The organism is Paenibacillus luteus (genome assembly GCF_006542765.1).
Lineage (GTDB): Bacteria > Bacillota > Bacilli > Paenibacillales > Paenibacillaceae > Pristimantibacillus > Pristimantibacillus luteus.
On sequence record NZ_SKCD01000016.1, the window covers coordinates 1 to 20,223 of the forward strand.

At 45.4% G+C, this 20,223-nt stretch carries 19 protein-coding genes and 1 rRNA gene; 5 read left to right on the plus strand and 15 right to left on the minus strand.

Translation table 11 applies throughout. From position 1 onward, the window contains the following. Nucleotides 1-204: ribosomal RNA gene (locus E0496_RS13620) — 16S ribosomal RNA — on the minus strand; the annotation flags it as partial. A gap of 373 nt (nucleotides 205-577) precedes the next feature. Here E0496_RS13620 and glsA point away from each other — a divergent pair. Continuing rightward, nucleotides 578-1,519 carry a glutaminase A gene (gene glsA / locus E0496_RS13625; protein WP_141502277.1) on the plus strand — a complete coding sequence of 314 codons (942 nt, stop codon included), beginning with the start codon at nucleotides 578-580 and terminating at the stop codon, nucleotides 1,517-1,519. An 83-nt stretch (nucleotides 1,520-1,602) separates the two neighbouring features. Here glsA and E0496_RS13630 read toward each other — a convergent pair whose 3' ends face one another. From E0496_RS13630 to arfA, 5 genes are all read right to left on the minus strand, one after another. Continuing rightward, entirely contained in the window at nucleotides 1,603-2,166 is a 564-nt protein-coding gene (locus tag E0496_RS13630; RefSeq protein WP_241674798.1) for a YkvA family protein, read from the minus strand. Between the two features lie 164 nt (nucleotides 2,167-2,330). After that, the gene (locus E0496_RS13635; protein ID WP_241674799.1) at nucleotides 2,331-4,169 is read right to left on the minus strand and encodes an ABC transporter ATP-binding protein; all 1,839 of its coding nucleotides are present in this window, start codon (nucleotides 4,167-4,169) and stop codon (nucleotides 2,331-2,333) included. Next, nucleotides 4,162-5,892, minus strand: coding sequence for an ABC transporter ATP-binding protein (locus E0496_RS13640; RefSeq protein WP_141502279.1), 1,731 nt, complete (start codon nucleotides 5,890-5,892; stop codon nucleotides 4,162-4,164). Before E0496_RS13640 ends, E0496_RS13635 begins: the two co-directional genes overlap by 8 nt. Nucleotides 5,893-6,065: 173 nt before the next feature. Beyond that, complete coding sequence (locus E0496_RS13645) at nucleotides 6,066-6,983, minus strand: ArsR/SmtB family transcription factor (RefSeq protein ID WP_421923879.1); 918 nt, start codon at nucleotides 6,981-6,983, stop codon at nucleotides 6,066-6,068. A gap of 91 nt (nucleotides 6,984-7,074) precedes the next feature. Further along, nucleotides 7,075-8,583, minus strand: a complete 1,509-nt coding sequence (gene arfA / locus E0496_RS13650; RefSeq protein WP_421923847.1) for an arabinosylfuranosidase ArfA — start codon at nucleotides 8,581-8,583, stop codon at nucleotides 7,075-7,077. A gap of 321 nt (nucleotides 8,584-8,904) precedes the next feature. Here arfA and E0496_RS13655 point away from each other — a divergent pair, with 321 nt between their 5' ends. After that, a complete protein-coding gene (locus E0496_RS13655) occupies nucleotides 8,905-9,813 on the plus strand; it encodes a sensor domain-containing diguanylate cyclase (RefSeq protein ID WP_141502282.1) in 909 nt (302 codons plus the stop codon). Nucleotides 9,814-9,866: 53 nt separating this feature from the next. Here E0496_RS13655 and E0496_RS13660 read toward each other — a convergent pair whose 3' ends face one another. Next, nucleotides 9,867-11,126 carry an ATP-binding protein gene (locus E0496_RS13660; protein ID WP_141502284.1) on the minus strand — a complete coding sequence of 420 codons (1,260 nt, stop codon included), beginning with the start codon at nucleotides 11,124-11,126 and terminating at the stop codon, nucleotides 9,867-9,869. A gap of 19 nt (nucleotides 11,127-11,145) precedes the next feature. On the opposite strand from E0496_RS13660, the gene E0496_RS36875 reads away from it, so the two are divergent. Beyond that, a complete protein-coding gene (locus tag E0496_RS36875; protein WP_277755852.1) occupies nucleotides 11,146-11,277 on the plus strand; it encodes a hypothetical protein in 132 nt (43 codons plus the stop codon). A 63-nt stretch (nucleotides 11,278-11,340) separates the two neighbouring features. Here E0496_RS36875 and E0496_RS13665 read toward each other — a convergent pair whose 3' ends face one another. Beyond that, nucleotides 11,341-12,066: a YceI family protein gene (locus E0496_RS13665; RefSeq protein WP_141502285.1), complete on the minus strand. Its 726-nt coding sequence runs from the start codon at nucleotides 12,064-12,066 to the stop codon at nucleotides 11,341-11,343. A gap of 229 nt (nucleotides 12,067-12,295) precedes the next feature. On the opposite strand from E0496_RS13665, the gene E0496_RS13670 reads away from it, so the two are divergent. Together E0496_RS13670 and E0496_RS13675 are read left to right on the plus strand one after the other, a co-directional pair. After that, nucleotides 12,296-13,747: a SpoVR family protein gene (locus E0496_RS13670; protein ID WP_141502288.1), complete on the plus strand. Its 1,452-nt coding sequence runs from the start codon at nucleotides 12,296-12,298 to the stop codon at nucleotides 13,745-13,747. A 238-nt stretch (nucleotides 13,748-13,985) separates the two neighbouring features. Next, a complete protein-coding gene (locus tag E0496_RS13675; protein WP_277755853.1) occupies nucleotides 13,986-14,324 on the plus strand; it encodes a DDE-type integrase/transposase/recombinase in 339 nt (112 codons plus the stop codon). 11 nt (nucleotides 14,325-14,335) lie between these two features. Here the strand turns inward: E0496_RS13675 and E0496_RS13680 are convergent, their stop codons facing one another. The 7 genes from E0496_RS13680 to E0496_RS13710 are packed head-to-tail and all read right to left on the minus strand — an operon-like array spanning nucleotide 14,336 to nucleotide 20,112. Further along, nucleotides 14,336-14,752: a Na+/H+ antiporter subunit G gene (locus tag E0496_RS13680; protein ID WP_421923851.1), complete on the minus strand. Its 417-nt coding sequence runs from the start codon at nucleotides 14,750-14,752 to the stop codon at nucleotides 14,336-14,338. Beyond that, on the minus strand, nucleotides 14,718-14,999 hold the full coding sequence (locus E0496_RS13685; protein WP_139996556.1) for a Na(+)/H(+) antiporter subunit F1: 282 nt from the start codon (nucleotides 14,997-14,999) through the stop codon (nucleotides 14,718-14,720). Before E0496_RS13685 ends, E0496_RS13680 begins: the two co-directional genes overlap by 35 nt. Beyond that, nucleotides 14,996-15,475, minus strand: a complete 480-nt coding sequence (locus E0496_RS13690) for a Na+/H+ antiporter subunit E (protein WP_139996555.1) — start codon at nucleotides 15,473-15,475, stop codon at nucleotides 14,996-14,998. Before E0496_RS13690 ends, E0496_RS13685 begins: the two co-directional genes overlap by 4 nt. Before the next feature lie 14 nt (nucleotides 15,476-15,489). Next, a complete protein-coding gene (locus tag E0496_RS13695; RefSeq protein WP_139996554.1) occupies nucleotides 15,490-16,965 on the minus strand; it encodes a Na+/H+ antiporter subunit D in 1,476 nt (491 codons plus the stop codon). Further along, complete coding sequence (locus tag E0496_RS13700; protein ID WP_139996553.1) at nucleotides 16,958-17,296, minus strand: Na(+)/H(+) antiporter subunit C; 339 nt, start codon at nucleotides 17,294-17,296, stop codon at nucleotides 16,958-16,960. The genes E0496_RS13695 and E0496_RS13700 overlap by 8 nt, the downstream gene beginning before the upstream one ends. Before the next feature lies 1 nt (nucleotide 17,297). Then, nucleotides 17,298-17,720: a Na(+)/H(+) antiporter subunit B gene (locus E0496_RS13705; RefSeq protein ID WP_139996552.1), complete on the minus strand. Its 423-nt coding sequence runs from the start codon at nucleotides 17,718-17,720 to the stop codon at nucleotides 17,298-17,300. After that, a complete protein-coding gene (locus tag E0496_RS13710; RefSeq protein WP_141502293.1) occupies nucleotides 17,707-20,112 on the minus strand; it encodes a Na+/H+ antiporter subunit A in 2,406 nt (801 codons plus the stop codon). Before E0496_RS13710 ends, E0496_RS13705 begins: the two co-directional genes overlap by 14 nt. Between the last annotated feature and the right edge of the window lie 111 nt (nucleotides 20,113-20,223).

Here is a 20,223-nt window from a genome sequence, read left to right on the forward strand (position 1 = left end):
TCAGTCATGCGACCATATCGCGTATCCGGTATTAGCATTCGTTTCCGAATGTTATCCCAGTCTTATAGGCAGGTTACCCACGTGTTACTCACCCGTCCGCCGCTAAGTATCAAAGGTGCAAGCACCTTATCAACTCCGCTCGACTTGCATGTATTAGGCACGCCGCCAGCGTTCGTCCTGAGCCAGGATCAAACTCTCCAAATTGGTGTTTGAAATGCTCATTACTTTTTTATCGCTTTTTTCGCTTATCCCGAAGGATTTGCGAGGCAGTTATTACTCGTTGTTCAGTTTTCAAAGAGCAATCTATTCTTTCCTTTGTGTTGCTTGTTTTTCTTGTCGTCCGCATGTTTCTCTCGGCCGGAATTAGAATATATCATGCTACCCTACAATTGGTCAAGCCTTTTTCGAAAAAAACTTTAAAATCATCGTTTATTATTATTTCTCCGTTTAAAATAGGGAATATTTCAACAGTAACATTCCTATTTTTTCAGAATTGATACTATATAAAGTCCATTCGCCTATTATAAAATAAACACATCATCTATTCTATATCTGATTCACTCGAAGGAGCTGCGCTATGTCCCTTACTGAAATCCAACGTCTTCAAACGCTTCTGCCTACGTGGGTTGAAACGAACCGGCTGCTTAGCGCCAATGGAAAGGTCGCATCTTATATACCAGAGCTTGCTAAATCCCCGATCGATGCCCTTGGCATCCATCTCATCGATGCGCAAGGGAATTCCGTCTCCGCAGGGAACGCCGAGCTTTCGTTCACCATGCAAAGCATCTCCAAGGTATTCACCTTAATTCTGGCGTTGATGGATAATGGCGAATCCGGTGTCTTTGACAAAGTAGGCATGGAGCCCACAGGCGACAACTTTAACTCCATGCTCAAGCTGGAGTTGGTACAGCCCGGCATTCCCTTTAATCCGCTCATTAATGCTGGCGCAATTGCAATATCCTCTCTGATCGCAGGGGAAAGTCCCACTGAAAAGTCGAGACGGGTACTTGAATTTTTCCGTCTTCTCTCTAATAACAGCTCGCTGGATTACGATCTGGACGTATACCGCTCCGAATCCGACACGGCCAACCTGAATCGTTCCATGGCCTATTTCCTCAAAGATAACGGAGTGCTTGAGGGCGCAGTTGAAGATGTGCTCGATGTCTACTTTAGACATTGCTCCATCTGCGTAACTTGTACTGATCTCGCCCAGATGGCCTTGGTGCTTGCCCATAACGGCACGAACCCGATTACAGGAGAAGAACTCATTCCGCGCCGATATGTCCAGATTGCCAAAACGTTTATGACCACATGCGGCATGTACAACGCATCTGGGGAATTCGCGATTCAAGTAGGATTGCCTGCCAAAAGCGGTGTGTCCGGCGGCATTTTAACACTGGTACCGGGCCGTTACGGGATCGGCTTGGTCGGTCCGTCCCTGAATCGCAAAGGAAACAGCATCGCAGGGGTTGCCCTGCTTGAGCAAATGTCCCAAACCTTTGATTGGAGCTTGTTTTAGCCGCTGATCCACTGGCAAAATAAAAGGACGTCCGGCACGTTTCATCAACGTGGGACGTCCTTCATTGGGGATATACCGCTAGCTTATGGCTGAGTATTTACCAGCTTCACACTTTTGTTAAGGATAAAGAACTGCTCCGCCTTCTCGCGATGTTCATCCGTAATTTGCCCGCTAATTGCCTTATAAGCCACAAATATGGCCGTTGCGTCATCAACAAATCCGACTACCGGAATAAAGTCCGGAATCAGGTCAATCGGCAAAATCCAGTAAGCTAGCGCTCCAATTGCCGTTACTTTAGTAGCCAAAGGCGTCTTCGGATCTGCCGAGCAATAATACAGCGTCACGACTTCCTTGGCGAACGGAACTTTTGCCGCATGACGCTTCACCTTTGCCCAGAACCCTTCCTCTACATACTTGGTTTGCTTCTCATGATCCCCGATTTTCCCTATCCACTTATGAATGTCGACATCCTCTGGCTTGTTCTTGTCATCTATATTCATAGAAGCCTGCAACTCCTCATCCGTCACCTCATAAGGTACAGTTTCCTGAACCAGCTTCACGCCGCATGAGGAGCAAACGGCAGTCATAAGCTTGTCCGTATCCATCTCAATATTGAGTCCACAGCTGGCGCACTCCACTTTTGCCATGTTACCCACCTCCTTGTTTAAAATATTACAATTCCTATGGTTCATAAGATAAGTAGTCTTTATTTCTAAAAAAACAGCTTCCCTCTTCTTGCTAAGGACGACGAAGCCGTTTCTTCTTGTACCTAGTAATACTGTTCATCGGCGAAAATAGTTGCAATAAGGTTTTAGCTGCTCTGCAGCTGTCCGCCCACAAGCGAGCTGTAAAATCCTTTTAGATGCAGAAGCTCCGCATGAGAGCCTTTCTCTATAATAGCGCCATCCCTCAGCACAACAATCTGGTCTGCTTGTTGAATCGTATTGAGACGATGAGCGATCACAAAGCTTGTTCGGCCCTGCATCAACCGCTGCAGCGCTTCTTGTATTTTGATCTCGGTGACGGTATCTATACTGCTCGTTGCTTCATCCAGCACCAATATCGATGGATTGGCAAGAATAGCTCTCGCGATCGCAAGCAGTTGCTTCTGCCCTTGGCTAATGCCGCTGCCATCCGATTTCAGTATGGCATGGTATCCACTCTTCATCCGAACGATAAAGCTATGGGCATTTGCAAGCTTAGCCGCCTGCTCCACCTCGGCGTCTGTCGCATCAAGCTTGCCATAACGGATATTATCGCTAATCGTGCCCTCAAAGAGGAAAGGGTCCTGCAGCACAAAAGCCATATGAGAGCGCAAATTCTCGCGTTTGATCTCCTTCGTGTCCTGTCCGTCAATCCGAATGCTGCCAGAGCTGGGATCATAAAATCGGCACAACAGCTGGATAAGTGTTGTTTTACCCGCACCTGTGGGACCGACCAAGGCAACCGTCTCGCCAGGCGCTAATTTAAAACTTACATCCTTAATCGTCGCCGAGCGCCCTTCATAGGCGAAGGTAACGTGATCGAACACGACATGTCCTTTGACCTCGGCAAGCTCTGAAGCATTCGCCTCATCCGTGCGCTCCTCTTCCTCGCTAAGCACATCGAATACCCGCTCCGCGCCTGCAATCGCCGACAGCATCGTGTTCCATTGATTTGCAAGATCATTCAATGGGCGAGTGAACTGTCTGGAATATTCGGCAAAAATAACGATTACCCCTACCGTAATAGCATCATTTAAAACAAACACCGCGCCAATGCCCGCAATGATGGCAAAGCTTAAATTGTTGAGTGCATTCATCAGCTTCGGAATAAAGCCCGAGATCGTTTGAGCCCAAAAGCCGGAAACGAGAATGCGCTCGTTACGCTCCTTAAAAGCAGCGATGACCGTTTCCTCCTGCGAAAATGCTTTGACAATGCGCTGCCCCGAAAGCGTCTCTTCTATATAACCATTCAAGTCACCCAAATTGCGCTGCTGCGCTTTAAACAAACGGCCAGTCTGCTGTGTTATCCATTTCATACCAAACAGCATGAGCGGTATGACAAGAAACGTTAACAAGGTCAGAAGCGGACTAAGTGAGAGCATTACGCCAACCGTGCCGATAAGCAGAAGCACACTCGAGAACACCTGAATGACCGAGCTGTTCAACGAAGAACTGACGTTCTCGATATCATTCGTTACCCGGCTCATCAGCTCTCCGTGCTGCCTTTTGCTGAAATAAGGGATAGGCAGCCGGTGCAGATGCTCAAATAGCTGTACCCGCATGCGGTATACGGTCTTTTGCGAAATCGTGATCATCCAGATGCTTTGCAGCCACATCGTAATGGAATGGAGCGCATATACGACAGCCATGCCAATAAGAAACACCACGAATCCGCTATCCCTATTCATAATGAAATGGTCAATCGCTGTCCCGGCCAAGTATGGGCCCAACAAGGAGAAGCCGGAGCTGAGCAATATCATAATCATGACCGCAAAAAGCTTGCCTTTGTATCCAATTAAATAGCTCCACATCTGCCTAAGTGTCTGGGAAGCATTTTGAGCTCTTGGTTTTTTCTTCCCTTTGCCTGCGGCCTGCCCGCTTGCCGGAACCTCAACAGCTTTGTCTGGCCTTTGATATTGAAATGGCTCTTTGAGCTGTCTAAGCACGGGATACACCTTCCTTCCCGAACTGTGATTCGTAAATTTTCTGATATAAGCTGGACTCTCTAATCAATCGTTCATGCTTGCCCTGCGCAAGCAGCTCACCTTCGTCCAGCAGAAGTATAGAGTCCGCCGATATCGTAGAGCTGATTTTTTGCGTGACAAGAAAAGTCGTGCAGTTCATTTGCTTAAGCGCTTCAAGCAGCGCCGCTTCCGTCTGTACATCAAGCGCGCTAGTACTGTCATCCAGCAGCAAAATAACCGGCTTCCGAACGAGTGCGCGCGCAATGGTCAGCCTTTGCTTTTGCCCGCCGGACAGATTGACGCCCTTCTGCCCTACAATGGTGTCATATTGCTCCGGCAGCTTCATAACGGTGTCATGAATTTGCGCCAGCTTCGCAGCCTCTACAACCTCTTCGAATGTTGCATTTTCCTTGCCCCATCGAATATTTTCCTGCACGGTGCCCGTGAACAGCATAATCTCTTGAGGTACATAACCAATTTGCTTGCGGAGCTGCGCCAGCTTCAGATGACGATTGTCTATCCCGTCTACCCGAACATCGCCGCTCTGAACATCGTAAAGCCGGGGAATAAGCTGGATTAGCGAGGTTTTGCCAGAGCCTGTTGCTCCCATAATAGCAATTGTCTCTCCCGGCTTGGCCGAAAACGAGATTTGATGCAGAATCCGGCGGTCTGATTCCGGGTATTGAAACGAGACCTTGTCAAAGGATACCCCGCCCTCCTTGAGCCTTACAGCTTTATCGCTTTCGTCTGTATCCGTCAGGTCAATATCGGTCAAGATGACCTCCTCAATCCTTTGAGCCGATGCGCGTGCCCTAGAGAAGTTGACCACAATCCACGACATGATGGACAGCGCCGCTGTTGTTCTAGTCGCGTAATTGACAATGGCAACGACCTCCCCAACGGACGCGCCCTTCGTATCCAGCTCAATGCGGCCAAACCAAAGCACCGCCATCACACTGGCATTCATAACGAGCAGGATGATCGGCATGGTTGCCTCCGTCAAACGAAGAGCGGAAATCGTGTGATCCATCAGAAAACCACTTGCTCCTGCAAAGCGCCTAGATTCATGGTTCATCCGCACAAACACGCGAACGATTCGCATCCCGATTAGATTTTGCTGCATTACGCTATTGACTTGGTCGAGCTGCTGCTGAACGGAACGGAATAAGCTCTCGCCCTTCTTGAGCACCCAAAGAAGAAATACAGCCAGAAAAGGGATAACCACCGCAACCCATATCGCCAGCTTAGGATGGACGATAAAGGCCATCACAATGCTTCCGATGACAAGCAGCGGAGCGCGAAGCATAATTCGCAGTCCCATGAACACCGTATTTTGCAGCTGCGTAACATCATTGGTTAGTCTCGTTATAAGTGATGATTCAGGAAAGCGATTAAAATTGGCAAATGAGAACGATTGCACTTTTTCGTAGAGCCTCTCTCGCAGGTCAAAGCCGAAGCTTTGGCTAACATGGGAGGCATAGAAGGAGCTGAGGATACCAACGACAAACGCAATGAAGGAGCAACCAATGAGGAAGCCGCCCCATTTCAGTACAACAGACAGGTTATCCTGTCCAATGCCGTCATCAATGATTTTGGAAATGATATAAGGCTGCAAAAGCTCCACCATAAGCTCAATTAACATAAGAAGTAGAGCAACATAGGCGGCAAAACGATACTTTTTGAGAAAGGTGAACATGGTCAGCATCTTTAATCCTCCGAGTAAGGTTGGCTTATATTACCTGTCTTACCCATTATATCTACTAGTTTTAAAAATGGCATGTCGATATAAAAAAAATTAAGCAGTGGTAAAGGAAACTTTCGAGGTCATCTAGATGTATGGAGGGGGAAGAACATATAGCAAAAGGCAGCTAAGCTGCCTTATACGCCACGCACATCCTCATAAAAGACTCGGAACATAATATCATGGTTGTAGTTGCCGAAGCCTTTGCCGTACAAGGTCAGCCCGCCAACATGGACAGCGTCCTCCTTGACACCAATGCGGAAAGTCCAAAAATTGCGCTCCAGTCCAATTTCACTAATGCTGACGGACGACATATGCTGGCCATCAATTAGCGTGCCATCCTCTTGAATGCGAATCACCTTCAGCAGGCCGTACTGATTGACACGGTCTCCCCACCAAGCAGGAGAGAAGCGTCCTCTGACTTCGCCATAATCGCCAGGGCTTGTCCACATTCCGATATCCAGGCCATTCAGTGAAAAATCAATATCCGATGGCCAGTTATCATTTACGCCCGGCGCTTCCGACCCCAGCTCCAACGTAATTTCCAGTGCGACGGGACGCTGTCCCGAGAGCAAATAATTCGGTACTTTGTATTCCACGTAACCTTTACCGAACCACAAAATACCAGCATTCATCCGCTCCGGCTCCAGAAAGAAGCGTGGATCATCAAACTGTCCAATCAGCTTATCTACCGTTGCGATGCCGCAGGTTGGGAATACCTCGAACTCTGTAAAATGGCCAACAGGCACGCTAACGTCATGCACCTTCCGCAAATCCATCGTGGGGTGCGGCAGCTCGATGGCAATCGAACGCTCCGCAAGCGAGCAAATTTTATGCGTCCCCCCTTGCTTGCGCACCATTTTCGTCTGAACGATTCCAGCCTTCTCCAGCTTCCGGATGTGCATCGTCACAATTGCGCTGCTGAGGCCGACTCCCTCTGCAAGCTCTTTCACGTTCATCATGTTAGTTGCAAGCAAATTTATGATGGAGAGCCTTACTGGGCTCGCTAACGCTTCATATAAAGGCAGCCATGCCTCATCTGTATTTGCATTGATCAATACGGTCCTCTCCTTTCTATACTCCTTAATAATAGAAGGGCATCCCAAAAGCCGCAATAGCGGCTTCCGGATCCCCTGTCAGTTCTTCTTATAGCTTGATGCGAATCACGTTCCAAGATGCTTTGCCAAGCGTTGCTTGAATCTTCCCGCCGTCTGAAAGTGCAGCAGTGCCGGATGTATGAGGGGCTACGCGGTTTGGCGCGTCAACCGTGTTCGTCATTTTTAGATCCTCATGCTCAAGCACAATATGCTCGATAATCTGGAAATCTCCGAAGCTGCGAAGATCGATTTCAAAAGGCAGCGCTTCTTCGATGTTGCGGTTAACCGCAAAGATCGTCACTTCCTCTTTCTCTTCATTATGGACAGCCACCGTCTCCAAATACGGAACATCTGTAAAATCCTTCGTATCGTGCTTAGGCGATTTCACGAGCGGTACAAGAACCGTTCCGCGTCCGAAAATACTAGCATGCATATAAGGATAATAAATCGTTTGCTTCCATGCCGGGCCGCCGTTTTGGGTCATGATAGGCGCTATCACGTTTACCAACTGTGCGATGCAGGCCATTTTGACACGGTCGGCACGCTTCAGCATGCTGATCAGCATACAACCGACAACAAGTGCATCCTCATGGGTATACACGTCCTCAAGCTGAGGAGGCGCGATTTGCCATGGTTCCAGCTCTTTGTCTTGAGCGTTAGAATGGAACCACACATTCCACTCGTCAAATGAGAGATTGATTTTTTTCTTGCCGCGTTTTTTCGCCTGTACATAATCGCAAGTTGAAATAACGGTATTGATATAAGAATCCATACTCATGGACTGCGCAAGGAAGTTTTGCGTATCATTTTGTGAATTTCCATAATATTGATGAATAGATACATAGTCAATGGTATCATAAGCCAAATCAAGGACGGTTGCTTCCCATTCCGGGAATGTTGGCATGCCGATATGCGAGCTTCCGCTGGCAACAAGCTCGATCGTCGGGTCCACCCACCGCATCGCTTTACCTGTTTCGTTAGCAAGCCTTCCGTATTCTACGGACGTTTTGTGCCCAATTTGCCATGGTCCGTCCATCTCGTTGCCGAGGCACCAGGTCTTCACGTTATGCGGATCTTTGTATCCGTGCGCAATGCGAAGATCACTCCAATAAGAACCTGACTTATGGTTGGAGTATTCAATCAGGTTACGAGCATCATCAATGCCGCGGGTTCCTAGATTTACAGCCATCATCGCTTCCGTGTTCGCCTTCTTGCACCAATCCATAAATTCATTAAAGCCAATCCAGTTTGGTTCGATCGTTCTCCATGCAAGCTCCAGCCGCTTCGGGCGTTTGTCTACCGGACCAACACCATCCTCCCAGTTGTAACCGGATACAAAATTACCGCCTGGATAGCGAACGATCGGTACATCAATCCCTTTTACCAGCTCAAGCACGTCGGAGCGAAATCCTTGTTCGTCTGCTTGCGGATGATCAGCCTCGTAAATTCCTCCATAAACCGCACGCCCCAGATGCTCTATAAATGAACCGTAAATCCGTTTATCAACCTCACCAATTTGAAAATCTTTGTCCACAATCATCGTTGCCTTGTCTGCCATGCTCATCCACCTCGTCATCGAATTAATAGAATCGTTAATTAGTAACTCAATCATTAACAAGCGCTGTTACTTTTATTTAACTACAGCTTTATAGTTAATTCAAGTATTAATTTTAAGTGAATTGAAATAATATATATATAATTTCAACCTCATTAGTGAACATAAGAGACGCTTTTATGTGACAAAGTCAGAGTAACCTCTTGGAAAATAGTTCAATATTCCTAAATAACAACATTTTTTCTTGAGTTAGCACGTCTTTTAGACTACTATGGAACTATAAGGTAACCCCTTGGTTTCAACACTACGGCAGGAGTTGAGAACATGAGCAGTAACACACGCTCACTAGATGATGCAGCCGACCATATCATTGACACCCTGAAGCACTTTCTTCATGTAGACACCCTTGCAGTTGCAACGGCCAATGGTACGGGAAGCCGAATTCTCCGGGCATTCAGTCGCCATGAGATATCGAATCCAAACAGTACCCATATCACTTTGCTACAAAACTATAGCACCCTCGTCCTACATCATACCGCTCCTATACTCAACATTCCGAACATACACGATGATCAGCGTACAGCCTCTCTTCCGATTACCCAGCAGCTTGAAGCCACATCATTTATCGGCATAGCAGTAACTACCTCTGACCATCACCCCGTAGGCGCGATCTGCGCTTGGCATCACGAGCCCATCCAGCTCACAGAACAGCAGCTCGCCTTTCTCAAATCCATGGCGGCATTTTTTGGTTATATTTTGGATTTGGAAAATGCAAGCGTGACCGATAGTTTGACCGGTCTGTACAACAGGCGTTACTTATCTCATTTATACCAAAACGGCTCAGACAAGCAGTATAGCGTCATGTTTATCGATATTGATGATTTTAAGGATGTCAACGATACCTTCGGGCATGACTTTGGCGACGTGCTTCTGCTTCAAATCGCTGCAAGACTTAAACAAAGTGTCAGGAAAAGCGATATCCTTGTTAGATATGGCGGTGATGAATTCGTCATCTGCTTCCAGCATCTGGTTGAAAATCAAGATATCGATTTTGTTGCACGAAAGATCAAAGACTCCATCAATGAACCCTTCGTTATAGAGGGCCATACGATTTCCATTTCAGCAAGCATCGGCATTAGTGCCAAACATGGAGCAGGCAGCAGCCTAAAGGAACTAATCAGCGATGCGGATCAAGCGATGTACGGGATCAAACAAAACGAAAAGAACCTTTAAGCCGGCCTCTTCTGTCCGAATTTAACAATTCGGAAGGCTCCATCCGAAGGTTCTTATCCATTGCTGATGAGTCCAAAATGCATTTCGCAAATCGTACCCTCATTCGGTTTACTTCTGAAATATATTTTCCCATTCATCGCTTTCACTAAGCTTACAACGACCATTAGCCCAAGTCCCGTACCGCTTTCCTTTGTTGTAAAATAGGGACGCCCTACTCTTTTTATTGCCGTGCTGCTCATACCGACGCCTGTATCTCGAATAATGATTTGAACCATCTCTACTTTCAGCCGAGTGTGTACGGTTAGCGAGCCGCCTTCGGGCATCGATTCAATTGCATTTTTCATCACATTAAGCAGGCATTGTTGAAATTTTTTGGGCTCTCCCCATATTTGTAAGGACGTATCTGCCAAATGGTGGACATTAATCGTTATGTTCGCTACGACGGAGAACGGGTGCAGCCACGAAATTACACCATCTACTTCTTCTTTTACATTCAACAGCGTCGGCTCTTCCAATGACGGTTTGGAGAAATTCAAATAATCTGTAATAATGCTATTCGCATGGTCTATGCCTTCAAAGGCATAAGTACGGTAGCGCTCCATCGCTTCTTTGCTGACATTTTCATTTCCCATCAGCTGCAAGAAGCCTCTTGTCGTCGTTAATGGATTGCGAATTTCATGCGAGAGAGAGGCAGCCAATTGCCCGATTAACTGATATTTCTCCGATAGAATAAGCTCCCTCTGAAATCGCTCCTGATGCTTCACGTAGAAATAAATGAAATTGGTAAATAAAGAAGAGACTAACGTTATCGTAACAATGACGGTGACCAAGCGAGTATCCTCCCACCTGCCTTGCAGCCAAAGCGTACTTAAATAAAGAAGTAAATAGATCATAACGAGACAAATTGTATACAAAGACATTCGTTTATGTGAGCTGATCTCCATCTTATAATGAAGCAGCAGCCCGAGCCCCAAAAGAACCGTGCCTGCAAGCAGAGTAGGAAGCCCCTCTGTTTCTACGACGAAGATTCCACAAAAAACAAACGCCGCCCAGGTTGCGATGCCAGGCACGGCTCCCTCATATAAAGAAGCCAGCGCTATTGATAAAGGAATAAGGTGCAGAGCATAGACCATGGGATTATGCTCCTCATATCCGAGATAGACAAAGCTCAATAATGTCAGAATAGCTAAAAAGAGCAGCTTGCGCCGGCGGCTGTCAAAGATAAACTTTGGGTTAATGACAAGAAACAGAAGACAAGCCGCGATCATATACAGCAATCCATGTATAACAGGCAAAAGGACGGATTGAACCACGTTAACTTTCCTCTCTGAAATGAATCATTCCGTTACAAAGGTGAAAACCGACATTCTCCTACAACTATTCGACGTTATTACGCATTTACCTTTTCTGATTAAGGAGATCATGACGATTGCCTTTTTGGAGTTTCTCCGCTTGGCCGCATAGAAAAAAAGAGCCTCCTTTGCAGGAAGCCCTTCACTCTTATTGCTTTATTTCAAACTCGTCTTATCATTTGCTTAATGACAAACGCAGCTCGACCGTTAGGTTGTTTTCCGTTTCCATCACTACGGTATGAGGATTTTTCATGCCAAAGTCATCAAAGGTAACGACAGTGCTTGCCTCAAGCTTAAGTGAGCCCTGGTCATATACCGTCTGACCCGTGAAGACAACCTCTTTCGTAATTCCTTTTACGGTGAGCTCGCCTGTCATGCTTACATCATATACCTCACCCGTTTTCCACTCTGTTGGAAGACCCTCGAAGGACTTAGCCACAAAGGTCGCATTAGGAAATTGCGCCGTGTCCAAATATTCCGCTTCGGAAATATGCTGATCTCGTTGTGAATTTCCCGAGTCCATGCTGGTCACTTCAACGGTTCCTTCCGCTTTGGTCTGGGCAGCATCCTTCGAATTAAGATTCCAGCTGCCTGTTACTTTAGCAAGTTCATAGTTTACGGTATCTCTAGAGGTGGTTACAGAAAAATAAACCTTCGAATCCGAACCAATGCTCCACTCACCGTCAACGTCAGCTGCCTCATTGGATGCTGGCGTTGCCTCATCGGTCGCAGACTCCCCACTGCCAGATACTTCAGTGCTGTTATTTTCAGCAGGCGCTTGAGCAATGACGCTTTCGATTTCTACATGGTTACCTGTTAATCCGTCATAAACAAAATAAACGGCTCCACCAATGACGATGATTAAGGCTGCTGCCAAAGTAATTAATTTCTTATTTTTCATCTATATCCTCCTCTTTATGGTTGTGAATGATGTTTTCCTTTGAAGGGTTATGCTTATCCACTTCCTATAGGTTAATGGAAAGTACTGAGATAAAGCTGAATGGAAGCTGAATGTTTCCTGAAAATGTTGCCAGTTATGGATCAATTGCTTCGCTGTCTATCGGCATAACCTTGGCCTATCCTACATACAAATGGTATGAATCGTATTTTCGAATGCGGAGGGATGACGGATGACCCAAGATGAGATTCGTGCTTTGGAGCGATCCATCGATGAAATAACAGAAATCGCGCAAGGCTTTGGACTGGATTTTTATCAAATGCGCTATGAGATCTGTCCTGCCGAAATTATTTATACCTTTGGCGCTTACGGCATGCCCACGAGATTCAGTCATTGGAGTTTTGGAAAAAGTTTCAATAAAATGAAATTGCAGTATGATTTTGGGTTGAGTAAGATTTACGAACTCGTCATTAATTCTAATCCTTGTTACGCTTTCCTTCTAGAAGGAAATTCTTTGATCCAAAATAAGCTCATTGTTGCTCACGTTCTGGCTCACTGTGATTTTTTCAAAAATAATGCTCGCTTTAGCGTTACAAACCGGAATATGGTCGAAAGCATGTCGGCAACTGCTGATCGGATTCATCAATATGAAATGGATCACGGTACTGAGGCTGTGGAGAAATTCATTGATGCGATTCTTGCTATTCAAGAGCATGTCGATCCTACACTAATTAAACCTTACCAGCTAGATAAGAAAAGATATATCGAAATGGTACAAAAAGACAGCCAACGCTCAGAATGGAACATCCCTGCTTCTCAGTATGATGATTTATGGAATCTAGATCCTGACCGAACAGCTGCAGCCGAAGCTGCTGCACAATCCCAAGCTGCTGATGCTAAGCGTTTCCCTCCAAGGCCTGAAAAAGATGTAATATGGTTTATAGAGGAATATTCACCGACGCTTCAAGACTGGCAACGCGATATTCTATCTATGCTTCGAGATGAAATGCTTTACTTCTGGCCGCAAATCGAGACTAAAATCATGAATGAGGGCTGGGCATCGTACTGGCATCAACGGATTATACGCGAATTGGATCTGACTAGCGAAGAAACGATTGAATTTGCTAAGCTAAATTCCTCTGTCGTACAGCCTTCCCGTCATACACTAAATCCCTACTATTTAGGCTTGAAAATATTCGAGGATATCGAGCGCCGCTTCGATAAACCGACTGCTGAAGAGCAGCGCCGCTTCGGCCGTGTGCCAGGCAAAGGCAGAGAAAAGATGTTCGAGGTTCGTGAGCTCGACTCAGATATCTCCTTCCTACGCAATTACTTGACTAAGGATTTGGTCAATGATTTGGATCTTTACATTTTTGAAAAAAAAGGGCCAGAGTGGAAAATCACAGATAAATCTTGGGAGAATATCCGTGACCAACTCGTCTATTCGAAGGTCAACGGCGGATTTCCTAGCCTTATGGTTAAAGATGGGGACTTCAATCGTGTTGGCGAGCTCTATCTCATTCATGAATACGAAGGTATGGAGCTGGATCTGAAATACGTGGAGCGCACGCTTCCCCATGTCGTTCAGCTTTGGGGGAAAAATGTGCACCTGGAAACCTTCGTTGAGGATAAGAAGATCGTGTTTAGCTGTGATGGGAAGAAGACGAGTCGGAAGTTTGTTTGAGTTACGAGGATAGCGCTTCTTAAATTCTGCATTTAAGAGATACCACGTGTAATGCTAATACAAAGAACCCGATCTCATGGTATTATCCCCTTTAAGTAGACACTCAAAAAAAACCTCATGTTATCATGAAGGAAAGAGTGAACTTGGAGGGGATTTTTCTATGGCTAAAAAGGGACAAACATTTAAGCAATATACAGAAGAATTTAAGCTGGCTGCATAGCATTACACGCCCTCGGTCGTGTACCCGAACTGTCTTAAACGCGAATTCCATGCCACAGCACCTTCACAAAAAATGGTCACGGATATGACCTACATTTCCGACGGTACGAACTTCCACTACCTCTCTGTCATTCAAGATTTATTCAACAATGAGGTTGTCGCTTGGCAGTTGTCTACGCGCAACGATGTGCAACTCGTGCTGGATACCGTCGAAGAGTGGACAAGAAAAAGAGACGTTTCAGAAGCCGTTCACCACTCGGATCAAGGCTTCCAATATACGTCTCAGGCATACAACATGCGCTTAGAAGCATTCGGCGTTAAAGGCAGCCAACTCTCGCAAAGCAACCTGCCTAGATAACGCATGCTTTTTCATTTTGTCTGATAATTAACTATTTCGACCTTATCTTCTACCCGAGCGATTTCATTCTCCATATAATAGTCCTTCAATTCATCTTGGACGCTCTGCTCTGCTAATGGCACCTTGTCACGATAAGCAGCCCGAGTGATCACATGGGCGGCCACTGGAGCTGTCAAAAACACAAAGAAGATTCCCAAGATAAGGCGGATGCTGAAGAAACCGTCAGAAATTAAGAAATACAGCAATGTTCCAACGAGCGCACACAGCACGCCAAGCGTAGAACTTTTAGATGCAGCATGAGATCTTGTGTACACATCAGGTAACCGCACAATTCCAATCGCGCTGAACAAGCTGAAAATGGCTCCTATGAGAATAAGGACGGCCCCGATTATTTCACCGCTTACGTTCAATAACAACACCTCTTTCAATAAATCTGGCAAAGGCAACTGTTCCGATAAATGAAAGGATTCCGATCAGTAGTATGAGGTCAAAAAAAGCATGTGTGTGCAAAAGCACGGAGAAAACGGCAGTACTGGCTATCAGATTAATACCGATAGAATCCAACGCTTGAACGCGGTCTGCACTGGAAGGCCCTTTTATAATCCGATATAAATTCGCTAATATGGCCAACGCTAAAATACATAATGCAATGACCAGCACCGTCTTAAATATCATTTTCTCGTCACATCCTTTATCGCTTTTTCGAAAATAGATTTTGATTTTAATACAGCATCCTTAGATTCTGGCATGTTCAGACCGTGAATGTACAGTACCTTTGAATTAGGGCTTACCTCCATAATGACTGAACCTGGCGTTAAGCAAATTAATAAGGATAGGAGCGTGATCTCCAAATCCCCCTCCAAATCCGTTTCTACCTTGAAAATTCCCGGCTTAACATCGATTTTAGGGCGGAGTACATGCTTCACGACCATCATCGCAGAAATATTCAGCTCATGAATAAACAGAATGAACAGCTTGCCAATTGCGATTAGCGTAAACAGATAAAACGATGTTTTAAAAAATCGGCGGATGCACAATAAAATAAATAGACCTACAAAGTAACCGCTGATAAAGTTTAATATGCTCATATCCTCTTGCAGAAACATCCACAAGTAGGCGATGAATATGTTGAGTAGCACCTGAACGGGCATGGCTGTTTCCTCCTTTATTCAAACACGGCCTTAATATATAAGCTTGGATTCAACAATTCTTCCGCAGCTTGGTCTACGTAACCCGTAATCGCCTCCGCGCCGACTCCCAGAGCAACACTAGCCAGCGTCAACAGAGCGATCGGAAACAACAAGCCTTTCGTCGTCCCCTTCTCCTCATCTACACTTAGAGTCGTTTCGCCCCAGAAAGCGTTCATAAACAATTTGATCATTGAATACAAGATGAGCAAGCTGGCCAACAGCCCAATTGCCCCCAGCCAATAATAACCGGATTCAAAGACGCCTTGCGTCGTAAATACTTTACCAAGGAAACCACTTAACGGCGGAATTCCAACCATAGACAAAGCTGCAATGAAGAACATCCAGCCTAATTGAGGGTGAAGCCGAATTAAGCCGCTAATTTTCCTCAAATCGCTTGTACCTGTGAGATGAACAATTGTCCCCCCAATTATAAATATAAGCCCCTTAATCAGGATGTCATGAATTAAATAATAAATGGAACCCGTTATGCCTGTAGTTGTAAAAGAGACGAGTCCAGCCATTATAAATCCGACACTTATAATCACGTTGTAGGTTAAAATTTTTCTCAAATCCCAAAAACCGATCGCTCCAAGTCCGCCTAAAACCATCGTAATTGCGGCTAGTATCCCGATAAACAGATGAGTAATCTGCGGTTCATGATAAAAGATAAGTGTAAACATTCTGAAAATAGCATATATTCCTACCTTAGTGAGCAACGCTGCGAAAATAGCGGCGATTGCCGTTGGTGGTACGCTATAGGAGCCTGGCAGCCAGAAGAAGAGGAGCAAGCCCGCCTTCATCGCAAATACAATTAGGAATAACAAGGCGACGGTCGTAATTAGCCCATCCTGGCCGATCTCTGCGATCCGTTGTGATAAATGGGCGAGGTTCAATGTGCCCGTCATCGAATATAAATAGGCAATCCCAATCAAAAAGAACGCTGACGCAATAATATTCGTAAATATATACTTCAGCGATTCGCGAAGCTGCTTCTGAGTTCCCCCTAGTGAAATGAGTACATAGGAAGCAACCAGAAACATTTCAAAAAATACATATAAATTAAACAAATCCCCTGTCAAGAACGAACCATTGACACCTGTAAGCAAAAACAAAAATAACGGATAGAAATAAAGCTTTTCTTGTTTTCGACCAATCGAGGAAAAGGCATAGATCAGACAGCCTACTGCGACAATTGAAGTAGCCAAGAGCAGTAAGGCGCTGAACATATCACCCACGAAGCTAATGCCGAAAGGCGCTTCCCAGCCGCCCAGCTGAATCGTTTGAATACCGCTATCTTTGATCTGATTCATCAGTAGAATGGCAACGACGACAGTGGCTAGCAAGGCAACTAGACTAAGAATCCGCTGAAGATATATATTTTTCTGGAATATTATAAGAACCATACCAGTCATCAAAGGAATGATAACCGGTGCGATCAACAAATTATTCATGCTCATTTCCCCTTAATTGCTCCATGTCATCCGTCCCGAAGCTCTTATAGGCACGGTAACTTAGAACAAGTACTAATGCTGTTACGGCAAAATTAATGACGATCGCAGTTAATACCAAGGCTTGAGGAATTGCATCTGCAAAGCCTGCGGCCTTCTCTCCCAGCAGCGGGGCGCTCCCCTTCTTCAGCCCGCCAGAAGTAATGATCAACAAATTAACTGCATGACCCACAATCGACGCTCCGAGCACAATCCGCAGCAACTGCTTAGATAGAATCAAATAGGTTCCAATAGAAATTAAAATACCAACTAGTATGACCATTAATGTCTCCATATTAACGATCCTCACTTATGCTTAGAATAATATTGACGGCAGTGCCTATGACAGCCAGAGCGACTCCAGTGTCAAAAATCAGAGCAGATGCGAGCTCGGTATCTCCAAAGATCGGCAAATCCACATGACCGAAGGTCTGAGTTAAAAAAGGTTTGCCGAATATTACGCCAGCCATTCCGGTTCCAATCGCAATCAGCACGCCAAGCGCTGAAAGCTTCTTGAAATCAACTCGTATATTTTCCCTGACCTTATCGACTCCGAAAGAAAGATACAACAGGACAATAGCCGATGACATGCTCAGTCCCCCGATGAATCCCCCTCCCGGATGATGATGACCGTTCGAGAATAAATAGATCGAAAAGGTCAATATGATCACAGCAGCTACTCGGGTTACTGTTTTCAGTATCACATCATTCGTTTTCATGTTGTTCCCTCCCTTTGGAACGCTGGTGAACTAGTACATATACACCTAGCCCTGCAACGGCCAACACGGATATTTCAAGCATCGTATCGAAGCCGCGGAAATCCACCAATATAGCGTTAACTATATTTTTGGCGCCCGCCAGCTCAAAGGCATTTTCAAAAAACGAGGTAATCGGTTCAAACATTTTATGTCCATTCGCAGACAAAGCAAGCAAGGTCACCGTTAAACCCATCGCAATCGATATAATCAGGTTCGTCAACTTGAAAGGAATCCGTTCGATCTGTTTTGTCAACTTCGGTAAATGGTAGAAGCACAGCAGGAACAGCAGCGTACTCACTGTCTCCACCACCATTTGCGTCAATGCAAGGTCTGGAGCTCTAAAGATCACGAAGAACATCGCAACCATATAGCCTACCGCGCCGAGCGCAACGATAGCCACGATTCGATTGCCGGCAAGCAAGACCGTACCAGCGGCAATCACCATGGCAAGCACTAGTCCTACATCAAAAACACTAATGGCTGCATCATTAGAAAAATCGAACCGGATACCATAAAGCAGCAAAAGCGAGCTTAGCAATACAATGACAAAGAATGCAAACGTGTAGATCAGATAACTCCTCAGCGAGCCTGTCATATATCCATTCGTTAAGGATGTCGAGAATCTCTCCGTACCGGATAAGCCCTTATTGTACCAATGGTTCAACGTTAATCCTTGTGGATAATTACGCATAGCCTGAATCCATCGCTTCGATGATTTGAAGAAAAGGAGACCGACAACAATAACACCGATTGTCATCACGAGTTCTAGATTCAACCCGTGCCATACGCTAATTTTCAGGTCATAGGAAGACATCTCCGTCATCGGCAACATTGAGGTTAATGCTGGTGTAAGAATGTATTTGCCCAATACATTAGGGAAGCAGAAAATGAAAATAACGAGCAAGCCTAGAATGATTGGAGAAAACAACATACCCCAAGGCGCTTCATGCACAGTTCGCGTCAGTTTTTCGGGACGATATGTTCCTCCAAAGGTTTTAAATATAAAAATCATGCAGTACACAAAAGTAAATATACTAGCTATCCAAGCAATGATCGGAAATAGCAATCCAATCTTGCTCAAGCCGAAAATTCCAGCCTGGGATACCTCATTTACTGCCGCAAAAAACATTTCCTTACTCAAAAAACCGTTAAACGGCGGTAATCCCGCCATTGATAATCCGCCAACCAAAGCGATTGTGAACGTGATTGGCATCACTTGCATCAAACCGCCTAAGTAGCGAATATCCCTCCGACCTGTCTCATGGTCAATAATACCGACGACCATGAACAAGCTTCCTTTAAAGGTCGAGTGATTAAACAAATGGAACAACGCCGCAAATCCAGCTACCCCAAAGACGGTGCCGCTGTCACTGGCTCCAAAATAGACTGCTAATGAGCCGACTCCTAGCAGACACATAATCAATCCCAATTGACTAATCGTAGAATAAGCTAACATCGCTTTTAGATCAGTCTGTCTAAGCGCTGTCAAAGAGCCATAAAGCAGCGTAATGAGTCCAACTCCAGCTACCAGCCAGAACCATACGGAGCTGCCCCCAAAAATCGGAGTCATGCGAGCAACCAAATAAATGCCAGCCTTGACCATCGTAGCCGAGTGAAGATAGCTGCTCACCGGAGTTGGTGCTTCCATCGCGTCCGGCAGCCAAATGCTAAATGGAAATTGCGCTGATTTGGTGAAAGCACCCAACAAAACGCAAAGCATGGCAGGAATAAACAACGCATGATTTTGGATGACATCCAGGTTAGCAAGTATTTCACGAATGCTGTAAGTATCCGCCATCATGATCATCATAATAAATCCGGCTAACAGACCGAATCCGCCAAGGACAGTAATCAACATCGCCTTTAAGGCGCCTTGGCGCGAGCTCTTGCGCTCGTACCAATAGGATATCAGCAAGAAGGAAGAAACGCTGGTTAACTCCCAGAACCCATACAGGACTAAGAGGTGATCCGAGAATACTAATCCCAGCATGGCACCCATGAACATCAGCAAATAAATATAGAAATTATGGAGAGCCTCTCGAATCTTAGACATGTAATATATTGAATAAACAATAACTAATGCACCGACACCGCTGATGAGCAGACCGAATAAAAGACTAAGCCCATCCACATAGAAAACAATATTCATATCAAGAGAAGGAATCCAAGATAAGGTGTATCTATAGGTGTCACCAGCGGCTACGCCAGGTATATACTGCAATAAATAGATAAAAATAGTTAGAGGCACAACTAAAACGAACCATCCCGTATGCACCAAGCGGTTGAAATACTTATACAGTAAGGGAACAAACAATGCACTGATCAACGGGAGAAAAATAAAGGTATAGAACATAGTGAAGCGCACTCCTCCTTGTTTAAGAATTCTGCTTCTTTACCTGCGTATTGACTCTTTACGAAACATCCACTATAGTCTTACATAGTTTAATCGAGTCCAACTAATGCA